Below are 19,167 nucleotides of genomic sequence, written 5' to 3'. Positions count from 1 at the left end.
CAGCACTATTCACGGTTGCCCAGGAAGTTGAGCAGGAACATGAACATGTTGATGAAGTCGAGGTAAAGACGCAGTGCGCCCATTACAATCTTGCGACCCATCGCATCGGATGCATCACCTTCGTAATACATTTCCTTGATCTGCTGTGTGTCATAGGCGGTAAGACCGGCAAAGATCAGAACACCAAGAACCGATACTGCAAACTGCAGAGCAGAAGAGCCGAGGAAGATGTTAACCACGGAGGCAATGATAAGGCCGAACAGACCCATCATCAGGAACGAGCCCATTGCCGACAGGTCGCGTTTGGTGGTGTAGCCGTAAAGCGACAGGGCACCAAAAGAGGCTGCGGTAATGAAGAACGTGCGCACGATGCTCTCGCCGGTAAAGACGAGGAAGATCGAGGACAACGACAGACCAACCAAACCGGCATAAACCCAGAATGTCAGCTGCGCGGTTGCAACGCTCATGCGCTCAATGCGGAAGCTCAGGAAAAATACGGCAGCCAATGGAGCAAGCATTACGACCCATTTCAGCGGGCTGCCATACATAAGTTGTGCGAAGGCCGGATTGTTCATGGCGAGATAGGATGTGCCGAGTGCAGCCAGACCGGTTACGGCCAGACCAATCGCCATCATATTATAAACGCCAAGCATGTATGAGCGCAGTCCCTGATCGACGGCTGCGTCTGCGCGCGCCCCGACCGGGCTCTGCGCCTGTACATTACGAAAATCTACCATAATATTCCTCTTGCCTTGTTCCGTCCGGTGTCGGGGGCGCTCCCCAGGCGCCGCTGGCGGAACCCCAGCATGCCTGCCTGATATAATGGTTATTTTGCATGTTCAAAACAAGACCAAACAACCCTTTACCAGTAAAAAAGCTTTGTTTTTAGAATCTTTTACGCTGCGCCCTGTTTCTCTCAGTACGATAAAACAGAGTATCTAAGCCTTTATAATTCCCGTAAAACACTCCCTGCCTTCTGCCCAAGCACCCGCCATGTACCGGCAAGACCAAAACCGACAGTCAGAACCAGCGCCGTCAGCACTGTGAAAAATGCCACGTCCGGCAGCATCCGCATCTGCAAATTCATCAGCTTTACCACCACAAACCATGCAGCCAGACCACCCGCTCCAAGGGCAAAAACGGCCGTTGCCAAGCCAAGCAGCGCATATTCATAGACAAAGGCGCGGATCAGCGTGAGACGTGTGGCACCCAATGTTTTCAGCACCACCGCATCATGTTGTCTGGCACGATTACCTGCCGCCAGTGCTCCGGCCAGTACCAGAATTGCCGCCAGCAAGCCGACCGATGCAGCCCAGCGAATAGCCACCGCCAGCTGGCTGATCAGGTCATTGGCCACTTCAATCGCATCTTTAACCCGCACAGATGTGACCGCAGGGAAAGTCTGTGTCACGGTGCGCAACACATTGGCTTCCTGCTCCGGTGCCGCATTGGCATCGGTCAGTGTCGCCAGCCATGAATGCGGCGCACCGGCAAAAGTATTCGGCGAGAACACCATGACAAAATTGATCGCCAGTGTTTCCCACTGCACCTGACGGAAATTGGCGATCTTCGCAGTAATATTCCGGCCAAGCACATTCACTGTCACCGTATCACCGATTTTAAGCCCGAGCTCTTCCGCCTCTTTGGCCGCAAAAGACACCAGCGGCTCACCGCTGTAATCTGCTGGCCACCACTCACCTTGTGTCATTGTGGAATTTTCCGGCAGATTTTTCGCATAAGTAATACCGCGATCCCCGCGCAGCACCCATGCACCCTGCGGCGGCACAGTCACCTTATCAACATCGGTGCCGTTCAAAGCCACTATGCGCCCGCGCAGCATCGCGGCACTGACGACTTTGCCTTCCGGTGCTGTTTTCGCCAACAGATCGCGGAAGCCATCAATTTCCGTATTCTGAATATCGACAAAGAAGAAATTCGGCGCATGAGCAGGCAGGCTCTGGGTGATCTGACGGCGCAGATTACCATCAACCAGAGCCAGCGCCACCACCAAAGTCAGGCCAAGACCGAGCGAGAGCACAACCGAAGGTGTCAGCGCACCCGGACGGTGAATATTGCCCACTGCCAGCCGCAAAGCCGGAGAGCGGAACCGCGGCGCTTTACGCGCCAGCATACGCAACGCGTATGAGACCCCGCGCAGAATGATAAACGCAGCAACCGCTCCCACGATAAACACACCGGCAATGCGCTGATCTTCAACAAAAAACAGCACCAGCCCGATCAATATCAGCAGCAGAAGCCCCGCAGTCAGCATATAGAGCAGCGGCGGCCAGCCGCTTTGATCAAAACCTTTCTGGCGGAACAAAGCCGTTGCCGGAATTTCCCGTGCCCGCCCCAAAGGCAGCAGGGCAAAGATCAGCGTGGTAATCAGCCCGAAAGCTGTCGCCAGCAACAGCGCTTGCGGGTAGAGTTTGAGCCCGCCGCTGACCGGCAGATAAGACGACAGGCCATAGATCGCAGCGGCGCTTAAACCCAGTGACAGTACCAGACCAATGACAATTCCGATCAGCGCAATAGCCACGATCTGAAACAGATAAATTAACACCACGAAATCAGCCGATGCACCCAGCGATTTAAAGGTCGCAATAACAGGCCGTTTGCCGTCGAGAAAACTGCGCACTGCATTAGCAACACCGACACCGCCGATAATCAGCGATGTGAGGCCGACAAGGGTGAGAAATTGCGAGAACCGCTCAATATTGGCGGATAAAGCCGGTGCCGCATTATTACGGTTGCGAATATTCCAACCCGCTTCAGGGAAATTTTTCTCCGCCGCAGCTTCCAGCGCTGCCAGACGTGTATCCTGTGCTCCCGCCTGCGCCGTATCCGGCAAAGCGATTTTATAAATATAGTTGACCAGACTGCCGGGCTGAATAAGACCGGACGCCCGCAGAGCTTCATCAGAAGTCAGAAAACGCGGTGCCAAAGCCATGCCGGAGCCCAGCATATCCGGCTCGCTCTCAATAATCGCCCGCAACGCAAACTTTGTCGAACCGAGCATGATCTGGTCACCGAGTTTCAGACCCAGACGATCCAGCAAAAGCTGCGGCACAGCCGCGCCATAGGCTCCGTCCTGCAATGCAAAACGCTCTGAAGCCGCCAAATCCGGTGCCAGTTTTAATGTGCCATAGAGCGGATAGGCGCTATCCACGGCCTTCACCTCAACCAGCGCCTGATCGGAACCATCTGTCATGCGTACCATTGAACGCATGGTGATATTCTCAGACACCGTGCCTTGCGCGTTCAGAAACTGCCGTTCCTGCTTCGTCACCTCACGCTGATTGAGCATAAAGCTGACATCACCACCGAGAATAGCCTGTCCTTCAACCGCCAGACCATCGGCAATAGAACGGGCAACGGAATTCACCCCGCCAATGGCAGCAACGCCAAGCGCAATACAACCGAGAAAAATATAAAAGCCGGTCAAACCGCCACGCATTTCACGCAATGCAAAGCGCAGCGCCAGTGCGAAAGACGGCTTCGTTGCAACTTTACTTGTCATCCCTGTCGTGCCCGCCGTCATTGCGCGGCTTCCGCCCGAACGGTTTCTTCATGCGTATGGCTCTTGCCAGACATGGGATCAGAATGAATACGACCGGAGCGCACCTGAATTTCCCGTACGCAACGGGCAGCCAGCGACGGATCATGCGTCACCAGCACCATTGTCAGCCCGTATTCTTCTTGTTTGGAGAAAAGCAGATCAGCAATCTGGTTGCCGGTTTCACTGTCAAGATTTCCGGTCGGCTCGTCGGCAATCAGAATAGCCGGTCGCGGTGCCAAGGCACGGGCAATCGCCACACGCTGCTGCTCACCACCGGAAAGTGCCGCCGGATAATGCGACAGACGATGGCCAAGCCCGACGGATTTCAAAGCCTGTTCGGCAACGACAAATGCATCATCGCGCCCCGCCAGCTCCAGCGGTACCGCCACATTTTCCAGTGCTGTCATATTGGGGATCAGGTGAAAGGACTGAAAAACAATGCCGATATTGCGCCCGCGAAAGGCGGCGGCCTGATCTTCACTCATCCGGTCGATCCGTTCGCCGCTGATAAGCACCTGACCGCTATCGACCTTTTCGAGTCCTGCCAGCACCATCAGCAATGTAGACTTACCGGAGCCGGACGGTCCGACAATACCAACAGATTCACCGCTTTGTATTTTCAGGGAAATATCATTGAGAACATGGACGCGGGCGGCATTGCTGCCCAGTGTGAGATCAATATTCTCAAGCGTAATACCGGATTGGTGAGGCTGCATGGTCACGTCATTTCCCTGATAAATGGCGGAGGCTCTGAAGACAGATTGTTTTCTATCTGGGGTCGCAGAAAGCTAATGTACAGGGCAAAGGGTGAAATACTGTTGCCCTGACCATAAATTTGGCTCTTGCAAGCCACAGAATATTCGCCATATGCAAATAAGAAAACTCGGACAGGATCAAAAACCAATGGCATTGCGGTTCATACATCTTACAGGCATGGCTTTGCTGCTGGGTCTTTTTTGGGCTGTCTCATTACCCGCAAAGGCACAGGAAAATGCTGCAGATACAGTGCAGATTGTAGGTTTCGGCGACAGTTTGATGGCCGGATATCAGCTGGCGCAGACCGACGGCTTTACCGCCCAATTGCAGACAGCACTCAGTGAAGCCGGTTATAAAACCGCAGTTGCCAATGCCGGTGTTTCCGGCGACACCTCCAGCGGCGGTCTGGCTCGCCTCGACTGGTCTGTGCCGGATGAAGCGCAACTGGTTATTCTGGAGCTTGGTGCGAATGATGCCCTGCGCGGCATTTCCCCTGAACTGACCGAGAAAAATCTCGACCAGATGCTGGCGCGTCTAAAGGAACGCGGCATTCCGGTGTTACTGGCCGGAATGATTGCACCACCGAATATGGGCGCAGATTATGCTGCCAAATTTAATCCGCTCTATCAAAAGCTCGCAGACAAATATCAGGTCAGACTTTACCCGTTCTTTCTTGACGGTGTGGCAGCCGACAAAAAACTGCTGCTGGAAGACGGAATGCATCCGAACCCGCAAGGTGTGAAGGTCATGGTTGCCAATATTCTGCCGGATGTGAAGGCCATGCTGGATCAGGAATCAATTGATCTCAACTGATCCTGCCGGGAAGATTATCAACAAGTGCGATTCATCTTCCTGACACAATCTGTATGATAGTTATTCAATCAGAAACACATGATCTGGTAAAAAGCCGCAAAACTTAACACGAGCAGACAAAGTTTTGGGGCTTATCTCACAAAGCACTTGTGCAATGAGCAGATCGGTGGTTCGCTGTCAGTTAAGGCTTTGCAATCTGCTTCACTTGCAGGTTGAGGAGCCGCTCCAGATCAGACCGCAAGTCAATGGTGCTGGTTTGGAAAGAACCATATTTGAGACCATATCCCATTGAGGAGGATGCTATGCCGCGCCTTTTCACTGCCCTCGAAATCTCCCGGGATGCTGCCCTGTCACTCTCACTTTTGCGTGGCGGGCTGATCGGACCCAAAGGTTCTGTCCGCTGGATTGATCCGGAAAATTACCACATCACATTACGGTTTATCGGCGATGTCGAAGGTCATGTGGCCGATGAGATCGTTCACGCGCTTGACCGGATTGACCGGCCCGGCTTTACGCTGCAACTGACCGGCGTCGATGTGTTCGGCACCAAAAAACCGCATAGTATTTATGCCGGTGTTGCACCGTCTCCCGAACTGCTGGCCTTGCAGGCAGAAATGGAACGGATCTGTCAGAGATTGCGACTGCCGCCTGACCCGCGCAAATTTACCCCGCATGTCACACTGGCACGGCTCAAAGGCCTGCCGGATATGCAGATTGCCCGCTATCTCTCGGAGCGGGGCAATTTCACCACGCTGCCGTTCAACGTCACCCGTTTTGTGCTGATGTCGTCGAAGGAATCCACCGGCGGCGGGCCTTATGTCACGGAAGAAGTGTGGCCGCTGCGCAAGCCTTCATTTAATGCGGGCTTTGAAGACGGGGCATCACCTCTGCATTATCAGTTTCGTGCCGGTGCTGCAGAGTAGGATGCCAGCTAAACAAAGTGCCGCAGAGTAAGCTGCAGCATCCTGCTAAACAAAGCGCCGCAGAGTAAGTTGCGGCAACCTGCGAAACAAAAAAGCGGCAGATTACTCTGCCGCTTTTTTATTAAGCTGTCTTTCAGCCAGCGCCACATTATAACCTGTCGGCCAGTGCCTCGGCTGCTTCCCGAACCATCCGGTAAACCCGCTCGAAATCGGCGTTTCCGCCATAATACGGATCAGGGATTTCTTCTCCGCGATCAGCGCTATTGCCCGCAAAACCATCCCGTGCCACTGCGGTGAACAAGCCTGTCACCGCAGAACTGCCTGCTGGTGCAAGACGGTTGATTGTCATCAGATTATTCTGATCCATGCCCAAAATAAGGTCAAAGCGATTGAAATCCGCAGCTCCAAGCTGACGGCAGCGTTGCGAGGAAATATCAATTCCGTTTCTTGCCGCAACAGCAACAGAGCGCTCATCCGGAGCCTCTCCGGTGTGATACCCGTTGGTACCTGCGGAATCGATCAGAAACTCCCGCTGCGGGAAGCGTTCCTGCAAAACGCTGCGCATAACACCTTCAGCCAGAGGAGAACGGCAAATATTACCAAGACAGATGAAAAGTATCGAAAATGGCTGCGACATACATTCCCCCCCGACATTCACACTATAAGACTTATGAGCAACAGATGCGGGCGTGTTTCAGCCTGTGCAATCATTGGATCAAGATTGGCCCCGATCAGAATTTGCTCTGATACGGCATCAATATAAAATGTGAAATGAACCGAAACTGTACAAAAAACAAGTTACGATAATTTAATCCGGTTTTATGCTAATATCCCCGTTCTCATATCCCTGTTTTTGACCGTCTCAGGAGCTTGCCATGTCCCGCCCCCCCCTCACCCGCGAAGAAATTTCAACAGCCATGTCCGGCCTCTCCGGCTGGGAATTATCGGCAGATCACGGCTCAATCCGTAAAAACTTCAAATTCCTCGACTTCAATGCAGCCTTTGCCTTTATGACCCGTATTGCCATGGCGGCAGAAAAACTCGACCACCATCCGGAGTGGTCAAATACCTATAATAAGGTCGAAATTACCCTCACCACCCATTCGGCCAAAGGTCTGACAGCGCTGGATATGCGCATGGCGCAACTCATCAATGATTATGCCGGGTGATCCGTTTTCGGTACCGGCAACAATCCTGATATCTTGTAAAGATGCTCAGGTCACACCATCTCTTTCCTGATGAGGATTTGCTATGGATGATGTCAAAATAGGTGAAATTTTGCAGCCGGGCTCAGAGCGCGAGCAGGAAAGCCGTGCACAGCGTGTGCGCAAAAACTTCTGGAAGACCCTGAAAAAGACCGCAGGCAAAGTGCCTTTTACAGAAGATCTGGTCGCATCCTATTATTGCGCGCTGGATACGAAAACACCTGCCCGTGTGCGTGCAACTTTGCTTGCCGCACTTGCTTATTTCGTGCTGCCTTTTGATTTTGTACCGGATCTTCTGGTCGGCATCGGCTTCACCGACGATATGGCTGTCTTAATGGCAGCGCTGGCCTCTGTACGCCGGCATATTACACCGGCGCATTATGCCGCCGCGCGACAATCCTTAAGTCAGAACCCTGACGCGGAACCGCAGGAGCACTGAGCTCTGTCCGTCTGCACAAATCGCTGATTTCAAAGAATACAGAATCAAAAAACCCGAGAACAAACTATCGCCGTTTTCCTGATGCTGAAGTCACGGATAAGGGCAAGTGAGTGAGAATTTCTGCATATTCTTCAGAAAAACCTCTCTTTTGCCTCAAAACTTCACGGTTTGGTAACCCAGATTAAGTCAAATTAAGACAAACAAACGGGACGTGCCTTAAACAGCATGTTTCCCGGATTTTGAGTTTGAAGCAAAACGAAAGAGAACCGGTAGGACCTATGCTTGGAAAATCGATCGTCGCGGCTTCTGTGTTCACAATGGCTATGGCAGGCAGTGCGCTTGCCCAGTCGCCGAGCCAGATCAGCCAGTTCAACGCCTGGGGCGCATACAGCTATCAGTCGGGCAACGGTAAAGTATGTTATGTCCTGTCCGTCCCGACCCAGAAGCAGCCTACATCTGTAGACCACGGAGATAATTTCTTCCTCGTCAGCCAGAAGCCAGGCCAGAACGTATCTTTTGAGCCGCAATTTATGGCCGGTTATGAATTGCAGGCCAATTCTAAAGTGACCGTCACCATCGGCAATGCGCGCTTTAATATGTTCACCAATGGTAAATCCGGCTGGATGGAAAATGCCGCAGAAGAACCAAAGCTGATTGCTGCCATGCGCGGCGGTGCGGATATGGTTGTAAATGCTGCATCAAAGCGTGGTACAAAAACCACCTATACCTATTCCCTGAAGGGCATTTCCGCAGCGCTCGCTGCGATTCAAAAGTGCCGCTAAAGCGAGCAGGTCAGAAATGCCGCTAAAGCGGGTAAAATCTGAAAAGTTTAAAAGCCGGATTTATGTCCGGCTTTTTTGCATTCCGGCGATGAATACAAAAAGTCGCAAATCATAACCCTTGATAAAAGCGTGACGCAGCGCCATTTCCGTGCTATGAGGCCGCACTTCAGGGTATTCTTGCGGATCTCATCGCGAAAAACGCCCCCATTAAATCATGCAACAGTGCCGCTTTATCAGTTTCCAATCAGGGCTTTTGTCCTTCTGATGCGGCTATGCAATTGTGAGCCTTAAGTAAAACCGATGTCTATTTCTTATGACCTTACCACGCCTCAGACCCGTGATGCACTGGCTGCCAATGCCCGTGCAATGCTGGCACCAAAGCCGACACTGATCGGTCTTTCCCGTGAGGAGCTGGGTGAGGCCTTGCTGGAAATCGGCATTCCGGCCAAACAGATCAAGATGCGCATCGCGCAGCTCTGGCACTGGCTCTATGTGCGCGGTGTTTCAGACTTTGCCGATATGGCGAATATCTCCAAAGACCTGCGCAGCGCTTTGACCGAGCATTTCACCATTGCCCGTCCGGAGGTTGTGGAAGAACAGATTTCCACCGACGGTACACGCAAATGGCTGTTCCGCTTTCCGCCACGCGGTGCGGGACGTCCGGTTGAAATCGAATGTGTTTACATTCCTGAAGAAGGCCGCGGCACGCTGTGTATTTCCTCTCAGGTCGGCTGCACCCTCACCTGCTCTTTCTGCCATACCGGCACACAGAAGCTGGTACGCAATCTGACTTCAGAAGAAATCCTCTCGCAGCTGCTCACCGCCCGTGACCGTCTCGGCGATTTCCCTGAAACCAACACACCGGATGGTGCGATTGTGCCTGCGGAAGGCCGCAAGATCACCAATATCGTGATGATGGGTATGGGCGAACCGCTCTACAATTTTGATAATGTCAAAAAAGCACTGCTGATTGCCTCGGATGGTGATGGTCTGTCGCTGTCCAAGCGCCGCATCACACTTTCCACTTCCGGTGTTGTGCCGGAAATCTACCGCACCGGTGAGGAAATCGGCGTGATGCTGGCAATCTCGCTCCATGCCGTGCGCGATGATCTGCGTGACATGCTGGTGCCGATCAATAAGAAATACCCGCTGGAAGAACTGATCAAAGCCTGCCGCGCTTATCCGGGCCTGTCCAATGCCAAGCGCATCACCTTTGAATATGTGATGCTCAAAGACGTCAATGACAGTCTGGAAGATGCCAAGAAACTGGTACAGCTGCTCAAAGGTATTCCGGCGAAAATCAATCTCATTCCGTTCAACCCGTGGCCGGGCACCAATTACCAGTGCTCCGACTGGGAACAGATTGAACGCTTTGCCGATTATGTGAATGCAGCGGGCTATGCCTCTCCGATCCGCACACCGCGCGGCCGCGATATTCTCGCCGCCTGCGGTCAGCTGAAATCGGAATCCGAGCGCATGCGTAAAACTGATCGTCTGGCGCTGGAAGCCATGATGATCGCCAATCACGGCGAAGATTAAACGGCACCCTACCTATTCAATACATCTAGAAAAACAATTCCAGAGTGAACTTGATAGAACAAACTATTAATCACTCTGGAAGTATATAGTTACATGCATAATTTTACGCTGCGATGCAATGTAAATCTAATATTAGTTAATTAAAGTAACCTTGCACTAAAAAATTCCGCTTATTTCCATGTAAAACGGATGCAAAATGATCACCATAACGAATTTAACTGCACGTATTTTCGTAATACTTACAGGATATTTTCTTGCCGTATCTGCTGCAGTTAGCTCATTAGGATTTATAAATGCTCTCTTTATAAATCCTTCTATGGGAGGGAATAATATTTTAGGACTTTTAGGAATTGCATTAATTTCAGTATTTTATAGCTACGTTACTTGGCCATATACAATTCTTCCAGCATTGCTTATTGTCGTGCCTGGAGAATTATTCTCAAGAAGAGATAAATTATTTTACATTTTAGCTGCAATTACTATGAACCTGTTTCTTTATGCAGCTTACTCAGATGCTGGAAATCAAGGCGGTAGTATAATCGCCATTTTAGCAAAAATTTTATTCAGTGGTTTTATTGGTGGCCTAACATACTGGATGATTGCAGGTCGATGGACAAATATTCCATCACAACGAGAGTAAAATAATACACTATAATTTAAAGAAACAACCTTCAATTCAATCAAAGATACATTCAACATGGATAAAAGCCTGCAACTGATCGGCCGGTTCACAGTCATCATCTTTGGCTATGGCTGTGCCGTTCTGGCTGCGGGTCTTTTTCTGAATATTATGCTGATCTCCACGATCGGCATGCTGCCGGATATCATCAATGATGGTTTTGAATATGGCTTCGGCGCGGGACTGTTCGTTGCCACACCATTCATGGCGATGATTATCGGTTATCTCGCCTTCTGGCCTGCACTTGCAGCTATTGCCATCGGTGAATATTTCAACAAACGCGACAGCCTGTTTTACAGTCTCTGTGGTTTGGCAGCCGGCATTATTCTCTTCGTGGCAGGTTTTCAGCCCGATGTGAAAAATGCTGACGAAGCCATGATGATGATGAGCTGCGCAGCCGCAGGAATTATCGGCGGCTTTATCTATTGGCTGGTAGCCGGACGCTGGAGCAATCTGGTTTCCGGCAAAAAAACACCGGAAACCGAATAGTTTTTTCACGCATGTCTCCCAAAACCGGCATCCGCTTTTGGGAGACATGCTATAAATTATTTGCCTTCAGCCAGCAGAATTTTCAGCGCAAAAACTGAGAACACACCCGCAAAAACATAATCCACCCAGCGTGTGACCGTCGGATTTTTCTTCAGGAGTCCGGCAAATTTATCTGCCGCCAAAATCATCGGCACCACTACCGGCAGGCTGAGCGGGATGAAAGACAGGCCGAGGAAAAACAGTTTCCCCGGTGCATGCGGATCATGCGCTGACACGAATTGCGGCAGGAAGGTCATGTTGAACAGGATGATCTTCGGGTTGAGCAGATTAATCCCTAAGCCCGTTGCCCAATTCTGAAACAGCGTATGTTTTTTACCGCTGCTTTTTTCCGGCGAAAAAGCTGAGCCTTTGCGCAGCGCCTGAATAGCCAAAAACACCAGATATCCGGCACCGACAACTTTCAGCACCCAAAATGCACTTGGTGACGCAATAATCAGCGCAGACAAACCAATCGCCACCATTGTGGTATGGATGACGATGCCGCTGGATGCTCCCGCAAGGCAGGCAAAACCTGCTGCCTTCCCTTCAGATAAGGCACGACCAACAAACAGTGTCATATCCGGGCCCGGTGTGATCGACAGGATAAATGTCGCAATAGCGAACTGAACCAGAACCGGCCAGTCCGGAATAAAAGTCAGAGAATTAAAGAATGACATGCATGCGCCCCGAAGCGGTTAAGTTTGGCCAAACTAACGCAGAATTTGTTTCTGCGGAACCGGATTTACACGGGCATATCTAAAATTTAACAATCTCACGACTGTGCCATTAAGACGGCTTGCTTCACACTATTGAGATGATAAAAGAAATATCAGAATTTCATCGCTGAAAAGCGAAAAACACTCAGATGCCGTACCGGCTCGTACTGGATGCATAAAATGAACAACTGGAAAGACGTTAAAAAAGTCGTGCTCGCTTATTCCGGCGGTCTCGATACTTCTATCATTCTGAAATGGCTGCAGACCGAGCTCGGTGCTGAGGTTGTGACTTTCACTGCTGATCTCGGTCAGGGTGAAGAACTGGAACCGGCACGTAAAAAAGCTGAAATGCTCGGTATCAAAGAAATCTTCGTTGAAGATGTCCGTGAAGAATTCGTCCGCGATTTCGTTTTCCCGATGTTCCGCGCCAATGCAGTTTATGAAGGCGTTTACCTGCTCGGTACTTCGATTGCCCGTCCGCTGATCTCCAAGCACCTCATCGAAATCGCCAAGAAAACCGGCGCGGATGCGATTGCACACGGTGCAACCGGCAAGGGTAACGATCAGGTTCGTTTCGAACTGTCAGCCTATGCACTGAATCCGGATATCAAGATCATTGCTCCTTGGCGTGACTGGTCGTTCAAGAGCCGTACAGACCTGCTCGATTTTGCTGAAAAGCACCAGATTCCTGTGGCAAAAGACAAGATGGGCGAAGCACCGTTCTCCGTCGATGCCAACCTGCTGCACTCTTCCTCGGAAGGTAAAGTACTGGAAGATCCGGCTGTTGAAGCTCCTGAATATGTGCATATGCGCACAATTTCACCGGAAGCTGCACCGGACAAGCCAACCATCATCAAAATCGGCTTTGAGCGCGGTGATGCGGTTTCGATCAACGGCGTGCGCATGTCGCCTGCAACCCTGCTGGCTGCACTCAATGACTATGGCCGCGACAATGGTATCGGTCGTCTTGACCTCGTTGAAAACCGTTTCGTTGGCATGAAGTCCCGCGGCGTTTATGAAACACCGGGCGGCACTATCCTGCTGGCAGCACACCGCGCGATTGAAAGCATTACGCTGGATCGCGGCGCAGCACATCTTAAAGATGAACTGATGCCACGCTATGCGGAACTGATCTATTACGGCTTCTGGTTCTCGCCGGAACGCGAAATGCTGCAGGCTGCAATCGACCACAGCCAGCGTCATGTAGAAGGCGAAGTGACACTGAAGCTCTATAAGGGCAATGTGATTGTGACCGGCCGTGAGAGCGACAAGTCGCTTTATTCTGACAAGCTGGTGACATTTGAAGATGATCACGGCGCTTATGACCAGAAAGATGCTGCGGGCTTTATCAAGCTTAATGCACTGCGTCTGCGCACACTGGCTGCCCGCAACCGCGGCTAATTAAGCCAACTAAAGACTGAAACAACAAAACAGCCGGAGCAATCCGGCTGTTTTTTATTTATCTTTTGGCATCACAAACGCGGCGTTGGATTTTGGTTATGGCGTGGCGAAAATGGTGATTTTCGAGAACCGGAGCGGAGAAAATTGCCATTTGCAGACCGCCAGAGCCGGAATCCCTAGTGGACGGCGAGAAAGACAGCACTGTAGTGGAGCGCCGCTCCCGCCACGACAAAGCCGTGCCAGATGGCATTCTGAAAGCGCAGGCGTTCCCAAACGTGGAAAATAACGCCGAGTGAATAAATAATCCCACCGGCGGCGATCAGTACCACCACTTGCAGAGGCAGAAACTGCAACAGCTGATCATAGATCAACACACCGCTCCAGCCGAGCGCCAGATAGAGCAGGATTGCCAGACGGTCAAAACGACCGGGCATTGTCAGCTTCAGTGCAATACCACAAAACGCAATCAACCAGACCAGCCCCAAATGCCAGCCAGCCCCCTCGCCCATTTTCATGATGAAGGGCGTATAGGTTCCGGCAATCAGCACATAAATCATGGAGTGATCGAAGCGGCGCAGAAACTGCTTCACCGGTGAGATCGGCCAGATATTGTAAATTGCTGAAATCGATAGCGCGGCCACAAGGCTCAGCACATAGATCAGCGCGGAAATATAAATGACCGGCGAAATCTGTCCTGCAAAATACCACAGCATCACGGCTGCGCCGCCAACGGCCAGAGCCACGCCCACAACATGGACGATGCCATCCGCCCATAATTCCGCCTTGTCATAGAGACGTGCAACGGAGGCTTCAGCCTTTTGTAAAATCTGGTTCATGGTGCCGCCTGCACAATTTCGGGGTGATGATAAAAAGCGAGGTCAAAATGAGTATGCGTCAGAATGATTATAGATTCATGACGACAAAATGACCTGCCTGTAAAATTACCCGATCAGAGCTGCAGACAATAAAAAACCGCCTGCTTCATTAGAAAACAGGCGGTTTTAAAACTTGCAAAATTTCAGATCAGCGGGTGCTGAAATCCCGTCTGTTCGGCTGCACACGCGATGCTTTTGCAGATTTAGCAACAGACTGCGTGACCATAGGATCGGTTTGCGCCACATCAACAGCATTGCCGGTTGCTGCGGCTGTCACAGCTTTTGCGGCTTCTGTAGCTTTACCCGGCTCAATAAAAGCGGTGCGGATGGAGTTCGGGCCTTTACGCAGACCGGTTTCTTCCAGCAGACCTTTGCGCTTGGCATCATAATAATAACCACGGGCATAGAATTTCACGGCCTGCGTTTCATTGCCACCGGCGACTTTATAGGCACCGGCCAGATATTTCACCGCATAACGCAGATTGGTATTGGCATTGAGCAGTCCCTGCGGGCTGCCATCATAGCCCATACCGCGCGCTGTGGCATGACTGATCTGCATCAGGCCGAAATACGGACCATTACGGGCAACAGGATTATAACGGCTCTCACGCTGCACCACGCGGTGCACCAGACGCTCCGGCACCTGATAGGCTGCCGCATATTGGCCGATAAGATTATGCAGTTCCGGCTTGCTGTCTGCCGCGATCTCGGCACGCTGCTCGACCAGATGGTTCGCAGTGCCGGACTTGGTAACGCCGGTATATTTCACTTCGCCCGGTGTATTATGTGCACCGGTTGCCAGTGACGGTGTTGCCGTTGCAATCAAAGCCTCTGTTGCGGTCTGGCGGAATGCCGGTGTCGGCACGGTAGCCGGCAAAACCGGATCGCCTGCTTCTGTCACGGCCAGAGCGGCGACCTGTGCAGCATTGCCTTTTTCTGCCGCATAGGCAGAAGCTGCAATTGTAGCACCTTTTGCGCTGCCGTCAGGATTAGCGTCAATAGAAGCAGCCTCTGCAGGCGCTCCGACGGCTGTAGCCATATCAGCCACGGCAACATCAACAGCCTGAGTTGTTGCCGAACTGGCAGCAGTTTTTGAATTATTGGTGGTGGTACAGGCCGACAAAGCCACAACACCGGAGAGCAGAACAGCAGAACGGAGAGCCAGAGCTGAAAATCGCATCAGGCACCCGTTTCGTTGTTGAGACGTTTTTCGAGTTCAACCAGATCTTCCGGCAATGGCAGACCACTGGCTCTCATCGCATTGAGCTTCTCACGAATGGACTCAGCCAGTTCATGCATGTCTTCCGGCTGGTTGACCATCTGCTCAAACAGTAAAGCGATTTCCGCCTTGATCTCTTCGAATGCCATCGGGCGATCCTTTTCGTTGTCTTCGTTTGCAGGCAGCACAAGCCATCGCCCGACAAACGTAAGAAGCGACACAGCAGAATGCATTGATTAAACGCAACCGGAAACTGTATCGCTCATGCAGTAGAAATCGTCATAGAATCCCGAAGATTGAGGATTCCATCTCATGGTTGATGAAATATTTACAGAGATTCCGCCCGTGAGACCAGCCGTAAAATGCAATCCGCGCCAAAAGGGTCAGACAACTTTTGTTGTCAGATGTCCGATAGCGTCAACGCCGCCCTCCAGAATATCGCCCCGCGCAACAGCACCAACACCCGCAGGCGTACCGGTAAAGATCAGATCTCCGGCCTGTAATTCATAGAGTGTGGAAAGAATTGCAATGGTTTCCGGCACAGACCAGATCAGCTGATTGATATCACCTTTTTGGACAGTTTTACCATTAATTTTCAGCCAGATAGCACCATCCTGCGGATGACCGATACGGCTTGCAGGCACCAATGCAGAACAAGGAGCGGAATGTTCAAACGCTTTGGCAGTCTCCCACGGGCGCCCCTGTTTTTTGGCCTGCCCCTGCATGTCGCGCCGTGTCATATCCAGCCCGACGGCATAACCGTAAATATGGCTGTGCGCCTCGGTTGCCGGAATATTTTTTCCGCCTTTATGAAGTGCAACAACCAGCTCAATTTCATGATGCACGTCATTGGACAGCGGCGGATAGGGAAAATTACCGCCATCTGTCACCAGATTATCCGGATTTTTCTGGAAGAAAAATGGTGGCTCACGATCCGGATCATGTCCCATTTCCCGCGCATGGTCTGCATAATTGCGGCCCACACAATAAATACGGCGAACGGGAAAGCGCTGATCGCTCCCCTCAATCGGCAAGGTTACCGGCGGGCGGGCAGGAAAGATCAGCGTCTCAGACATGGGCATTCTCTTACTGGTAAATTCTGGCTGTTAAATTCTGAATTTGCCCGAGCCTACAGGAAAGTTTCAATGCTGCAAGATAAAGTCTGCCTCACGGGACTGCTCTGTCACGGTTTGCGCATTCGGAATATCATTAGCAAGCGCACGCGCTCTGGCTGCTTCATAATCCGCACCATGATCCAGCCAGCGCTGAATAAGCCGCTGTTCCAGAACCGGAAGCGGCACTTGCAAGAAAATGCTCAGATCAAAATATTGGCGCAAATCGCACCAGACAGGCTGATCCAGCAGCAGATAATTACCCTCGACCAGTAAAATCTGATGTTGCGCTGTGACCATGGCAGCCCCCGCCCGCGCCAGATCCATTGAGCGGTCAAAAACCGGAATCGCAATATCACCGGTTTCCGATTTCAAACGGGACAGCAGCGCCCGAAAACCATCCGCATCAAAACTATGCGGTGCGCCTTTGCGCGCCCTGTAACCACGCGCATCCAGAATGGCATTATCATAATGAAACCCGTCCATCGGCACGACAACAGATGGCTGAGCAGCGGACAAAGCATTGATCTCCTGACACAATGCCTCCGCCAGTGTTGATTTTCCTGCGGCAGGTGCTCCGGCAATCGCAACAATCAGACGCTCGCGCCCCTTTGCCCGTGCCAGAATTTCCGCAGCCAGCGCTTCACGCTTTATCACAGGTGTTTCAGGCATCATGCAGCCAGCATCTCATCAGTCGGGGTCAATGCGCCGGTCATCAGCGCCACAGCATCAGACATAGAACATTGACGGGGATTAATCACCGCCAGTCTTTTGCCCAGCCGGTGCACATGCACACGATCCGCCACTTCAAATACATGGGGCATATTATGGGAGATCAGAACAATCGGCAGACCACGTGATTTCACTTCCTGAATAAGATCGAGCACACGGCGGGATTCTTTAACCCCTAACGCGGCTGTCGGCTCATCCATAATCACCACTTTGGAACCGAAAGCCGCCGCACGCGCCACGGCCACACCCTGACGCTGACCGCCGGAAAGTGTTTCCACCGCTTGCGAAATATTCTGGATGGTCATCAGTCCGAGTTCTGAAAGCTTATCGCGGGCGATCTGCTCCATTTTCTTATGATCGAGCTGGCGGAACACACTGCCCATCAGTCCGGGTTTGCGCAATTCGCGCCCCAGAAACATATTATTGGCAATCGACAAAGCAGGCGACAAAGCCAGATTTTGATAAACAGTTTCAATGCCTGCTGCCCGCGCGGCGATCGGTGAACGGAAGCTCACCGGTTGGCCGTCGAGAAAAATCTCACCTTCATCCGGCTGGATCGCACCGGACAGCGCTTTAATCAGTGAAGACTTTCCTGCACCGTTATCGCCGATAACCGCCAAAACTTCACCCGGATAGAGATCGAAATCCGCATGATCCAGCGCCGTAACGCGGCCATAGCGTTTGACGAGGCCTTTTGCCGATAAAACCGGCTGAACTGACTGTTTCATGCCGCAGCCTTTCTGATCCACTGGTCAATTGCGACCGCAACGATAATCAGGACACCAATCAGCAGATAGGTCCATTGCGGATCGGTTCCCCACAGGCGCAATCCCAGCGAAAACACGCCGACAATCAATGCACCGAACAATGTGCCGAGAATGGAACCGCGACCACCGAACAGGGAAATCCCGCCGATCACCACAGCCGTAATGGATTCAATATTCGCAAACTGCCCCGCCGTCGGTGAGACCGAACCGAGACGACCGATCATCGCCCATCCGGCCAGTGCGCAGATCAGTCCGGCCAGAATATAAACCGACATCAAAACCGGTTTGACACGTACACCGGAAAGCTGTGCCGCTTCGGGATCATCGCCGATCGCATAAACATGCCGCCCCCATGCCGTATGATTGAGCACATACCAGAGAACCAGAACCAGCAGCACCATGGCAATCACACCATAGGTAAAGACCGCACCGCCGAAGCGGATATTATTTCCGAAAAACTGCAATATTGGCGCTTTTTCGGTGATTTCCTGCGCACGGATGGTTTCATTGGCGGAATAGAGAAAATTGGTTGCCAATACGATTTGCCACATACCAAGCGTGACGATGAAAGGCGGCAATTTCCAATAGGCCACGAACCAGCCATTGAAAAAACCGCATAATGCACCGACGGCAAAACCGCACAGGATGGAAAGTTCCGGCGGCAGACCATAGCGGAAAGTAAACTGCCCCATTACCACCGAAGACAGCACCATGATTGCACCGACAGACAGATCAATACCGGCCGTCAGAATGACAAGTGTCTGCGCGGAAGCAATGATGCCGGTAATGGCAACCTGCTGCAAAATGAGTGTCAGCGCAAAGGCAGAGAAAAATTTAGATCCGACCAGAACAGCAAAAATCGCCAGTGACATCACCAGCACGATCAGCGGTACGGCTGCCGGATTGTGATGCAGGATCACACGCATTCTGTAGAGCAGACTGCGATCCTCATTCTCAAAACTGGCGACACCGGAAGCGCTGTTCACCAGAACCTTTTCAAAATCCTGCGGTGCGCGCATGACTTCCGTTTCATGATTTTGCGTGGTTTCTGTCATAGGAGCTTCCGGTTGCTGCAGCCTGAAAAGGAACCGGCATGAAGATCACGCCGGTTGATTTTTTAGA

General features: G+C 51.8%; 21 protein-coding genes. 9 read left to right on the top strand and 12 right to left on the bottom strand.

Annotated elements, in window-relative coordinates; translation table 11 throughout:
• Positions 1–5 precede the first annotated feature (5 nt).
• The 3 genes from LDL70_RS00370 to LDL70_RS00360 form a co-directional block, all read right to left on the bottom strand.
• Positions 6–737 (bottom strand): Bax inhibitor-1/YccA family protein, encoded by a 732-nt coding sequence (locus LDL70_RS00370; RefSeq protein ID WP_075654041.1) that lies wholly within the window; start codon positions 735–737, stop codon positions 6–8.
• 209 nt (positions 738–946) lie between these two features.
• Positions 947–3,520 carry an ABC transporter permease gene (locus LDL70_RS00365; RefSeq protein ID WP_225685858.1) on the bottom strand — a complete coding sequence of 858 codons (2,574 nt, stop codon included), beginning with the start codon at positions 3,518–3,520 and terminating at the stop codon, positions 947–949.
• Positions 3,521–3,537: 17 nt separating this feature from the next.
• Complete coding sequence (locus LDL70_RS00360; RefSeq protein WP_225688257.1) at positions 3,538–4,275, bottom strand: ABC transporter ATP-binding protein; 738 nt, start codon at positions 4,273–4,275, stop codon at positions 3,538–3,540.
• A gap of 187 nt (positions 4,276–4,462) precedes the next feature.
• Here LDL70_RS00360 and LDL70_RS00355 point away from each other — a divergent pair, with 187 nt between their 5' ends.
• Positions 4,463–5,128 carry an arylesterase gene (locus LDL70_RS00355; RefSeq protein ID WP_225685856.1) on the top strand — a complete coding sequence of 222 codons (666 nt, stop codon included), beginning with the start codon at positions 4,463–4,465 and terminating at the stop codon, positions 5,126–5,128.
• 302 nt (positions 5,129–5,430) lie between these two features.
• A complete protein-coding gene (gene thpR, locus LDL70_RS00350) occupies positions 5,431–6,051 on the top strand; it encodes an RNA 2',3'-cyclic phosphodiesterase (protein WP_116086219.1) in 621 nt (206 codons plus the stop codon).
• Positions 6,052–6,199: 148 nt separating this feature from the next.
• Here the strand turns inward: thpR and LDL70_RS00345 are convergent, their stop codons facing one another.
• Complete coding sequence (locus LDL70_RS00345; protein WP_225685854.1) at positions 6,200–6,688, bottom strand: low molecular weight protein-tyrosine-phosphatase; 489 nt, start codon at positions 6,686–6,688, stop codon at positions 6,200–6,202.
• Between the two features lie 238 nt (positions 6,689–6,926).
• Here LDL70_RS00345 and LDL70_RS00340 point away from each other — a divergent pair, with 238 nt between their 5' ends.
• The 6 genes from LDL70_RS00340 to LDL70_RS00315 all read left to right on the top strand — a co-directional run bounded on the left by LDL70_RS00340 (position 6,927) and on the right by LDL70_RS00315 (position 11,184).
• A complete protein-coding gene (locus tag LDL70_RS00340; protein ID WP_075654037.1) occupies positions 6,927–7,220 on the top strand; it encodes a 4a-hydroxytetrahydrobiopterin dehydratase in 294 nt (97 codons plus the stop codon).
• 82 nt (positions 7,221–7,302) lie between these two features.
• Positions 7,303–7,695, top strand: coding sequence for a YkvA family protein (locus LDL70_RS00335; RefSeq protein WP_022710203.1), 393 nt, complete (start codon positions 7,303–7,305; stop codon positions 7,693–7,695).
• A gap of 278 nt (positions 7,696–7,973) precedes the next feature.
• Positions 7,974–8,477, top strand: coding sequence for an invasion associated locus B family protein (locus LDL70_RS00330; RefSeq protein WP_225685852.1), 504 nt, complete (start codon positions 7,974–7,976; stop codon positions 8,475–8,477).
• Positions 8,478–8,777: 300 nt separating this feature from the next.
• Positions 8,778–10,016, top strand: a complete 1,239-nt coding sequence (rlmN, locus tag LDL70_RS00325) for a 23S rRNA (adenine(2503)-C(2))-methyltransferase RlmN (protein WP_225685845.1) — start codon at positions 8,778–8,780, stop codon at positions 10,014–10,016.
• 196 nt (positions 10,017–10,212) lie between these two features.
• Entirely contained in the window at positions 10,213–10,656 is a 444-nt protein-coding gene (locus LDL70_RS00320) for a hypothetical protein (protein ID WP_225685835.1), read from the top strand.
• A 57-nt stretch (positions 10,657–10,713) separates the two neighbouring features.
• Positions 10,714–11,184: a hypothetical protein gene (locus tag LDL70_RS00315; protein WP_225685834.1), complete on the top strand. Its 471-nt coding sequence runs from the start codon at positions 10,714–10,716 to the stop codon at positions 11,182–11,184.
• Between the two features lie 56 nt (positions 11,185–11,240).
• On the opposite strand, the gene LDL70_RS00310 is transcribed toward LDL70_RS00315, so the two are convergent.
• Positions 11,241–11,900, bottom strand: coding sequence for a LysE family translocator (locus LDL70_RS00310; RefSeq protein ID WP_225685832.1), 660 nt, complete (start codon positions 11,898–11,900; stop codon positions 11,241–11,243).
• 219 nt (positions 11,901–12,119) lie between these two features.
• Between LDL70_RS00310 and LDL70_RS00305 the strand changes: the two genes are divergently transcribed.
• Positions 12,120–13,340, top strand: coding sequence for an argininosuccinate synthase (locus tag LDL70_RS00305; RefSeq protein WP_075654727.1), 1,221 nt, complete (start codon positions 12,120–12,122; stop codon positions 13,338–13,340).
• Between the two features lie 176 nt (positions 13,341–13,516).
• Here LDL70_RS00305 and LDL70_RS00300 read toward each other — a convergent pair whose 3' ends face one another.
• The 7 genes from LDL70_RS00300 to LDL70_RS00270 form a co-directional block, all read right to left on the bottom strand.
• A complete protein-coding gene (locus tag LDL70_RS00300; protein WP_225685830.1) occupies positions 13,517–14,176 on the bottom strand; it encodes a hemolysin III family protein in 660 nt (219 codons plus the stop codon).
• Positions 14,177–14,363: 187 nt separating this feature from the next.
• On the bottom strand, positions 14,364–15,395 hold the full coding sequence (locus tag LDL70_RS00295) for a lytic transglycosylase domain-containing protein (RefSeq protein ID WP_225685828.1): 1,032 nt from the start codon (positions 15,393–15,395) through the stop codon (positions 14,364–14,366).
• The gene (locus LDL70_RS00290) at positions 15,395–15,583 is read right to left on the bottom strand and encodes a hypothetical protein (protein WP_028233459.1); all 189 of its coding nucleotides are present in this window, start codon (positions 15,581–15,583) and stop codon (positions 15,395–15,397) included. Before LDL70_RS00290 ends, LDL70_RS00295 begins: the two co-directional genes overlap by 1 nt.
• A gap of 234 nt (positions 15,584–15,817) precedes the next feature.
• Positions 15,818–16,516, bottom strand: a complete 699-nt coding sequence (locus LDL70_RS00285; protein WP_370637720.1) for a fumarylacetoacetate hydrolase family protein — start codon at positions 16,514–16,516, stop codon at positions 15,818–15,820.
• Between the two features lie 60 nt (positions 16,517–16,576).
• Positions 16,577–17,221 carry a nucleoside/nucleotide kinase family protein gene (locus LDL70_RS00280; RefSeq protein WP_225685817.1) on the bottom strand — a complete coding sequence of 215 codons (645 nt, stop codon included), beginning with the start codon at positions 17,219–17,221 and terminating at the stop codon, positions 16,577–16,579.
• Positions 17,218–18,006, bottom strand: a complete 789-nt coding sequence (locus LDL70_RS00275) for an ATP-binding cassette domain-containing protein (protein ID WP_022710214.1) — start codon at positions 18,004–18,006, stop codon at positions 17,218–17,220. The genes LDL70_RS00280 and LDL70_RS00275 overlap by 4 nt, the downstream gene beginning before the upstream one ends.
• The gene (locus LDL70_RS00270; protein ID WP_370637791.1) at positions 18,003–19,064 is read right to left on the bottom strand and encodes an ABC transporter permease; all 1,062 of its coding nucleotides are present in this window, start codon (positions 19,062–19,064) and stop codon (positions 18,003–18,005) included. The genes LDL70_RS00275 and LDL70_RS00270 overlap by 4 nt, the downstream gene beginning before the upstream one ends.
• Positions 19,065–19,167: the final 103 nt, after the last annotated feature.

This window comes from Pseudochrobactrum sp. XF203, from assembly GCF_020341615.1.
Lineage (GTDB): Bacteria > Pseudomonadota > Alphaproteobacteria > Rhizobiales > Rhizobiaceae > Pseudochrobactrum > Pseudochrobactrum saccharolyticum.
The sequence above is the reverse complement of the archived record's forward strand: the minus strand, read 5'-3'. Positions and strand labels throughout refer to the sequence as shown.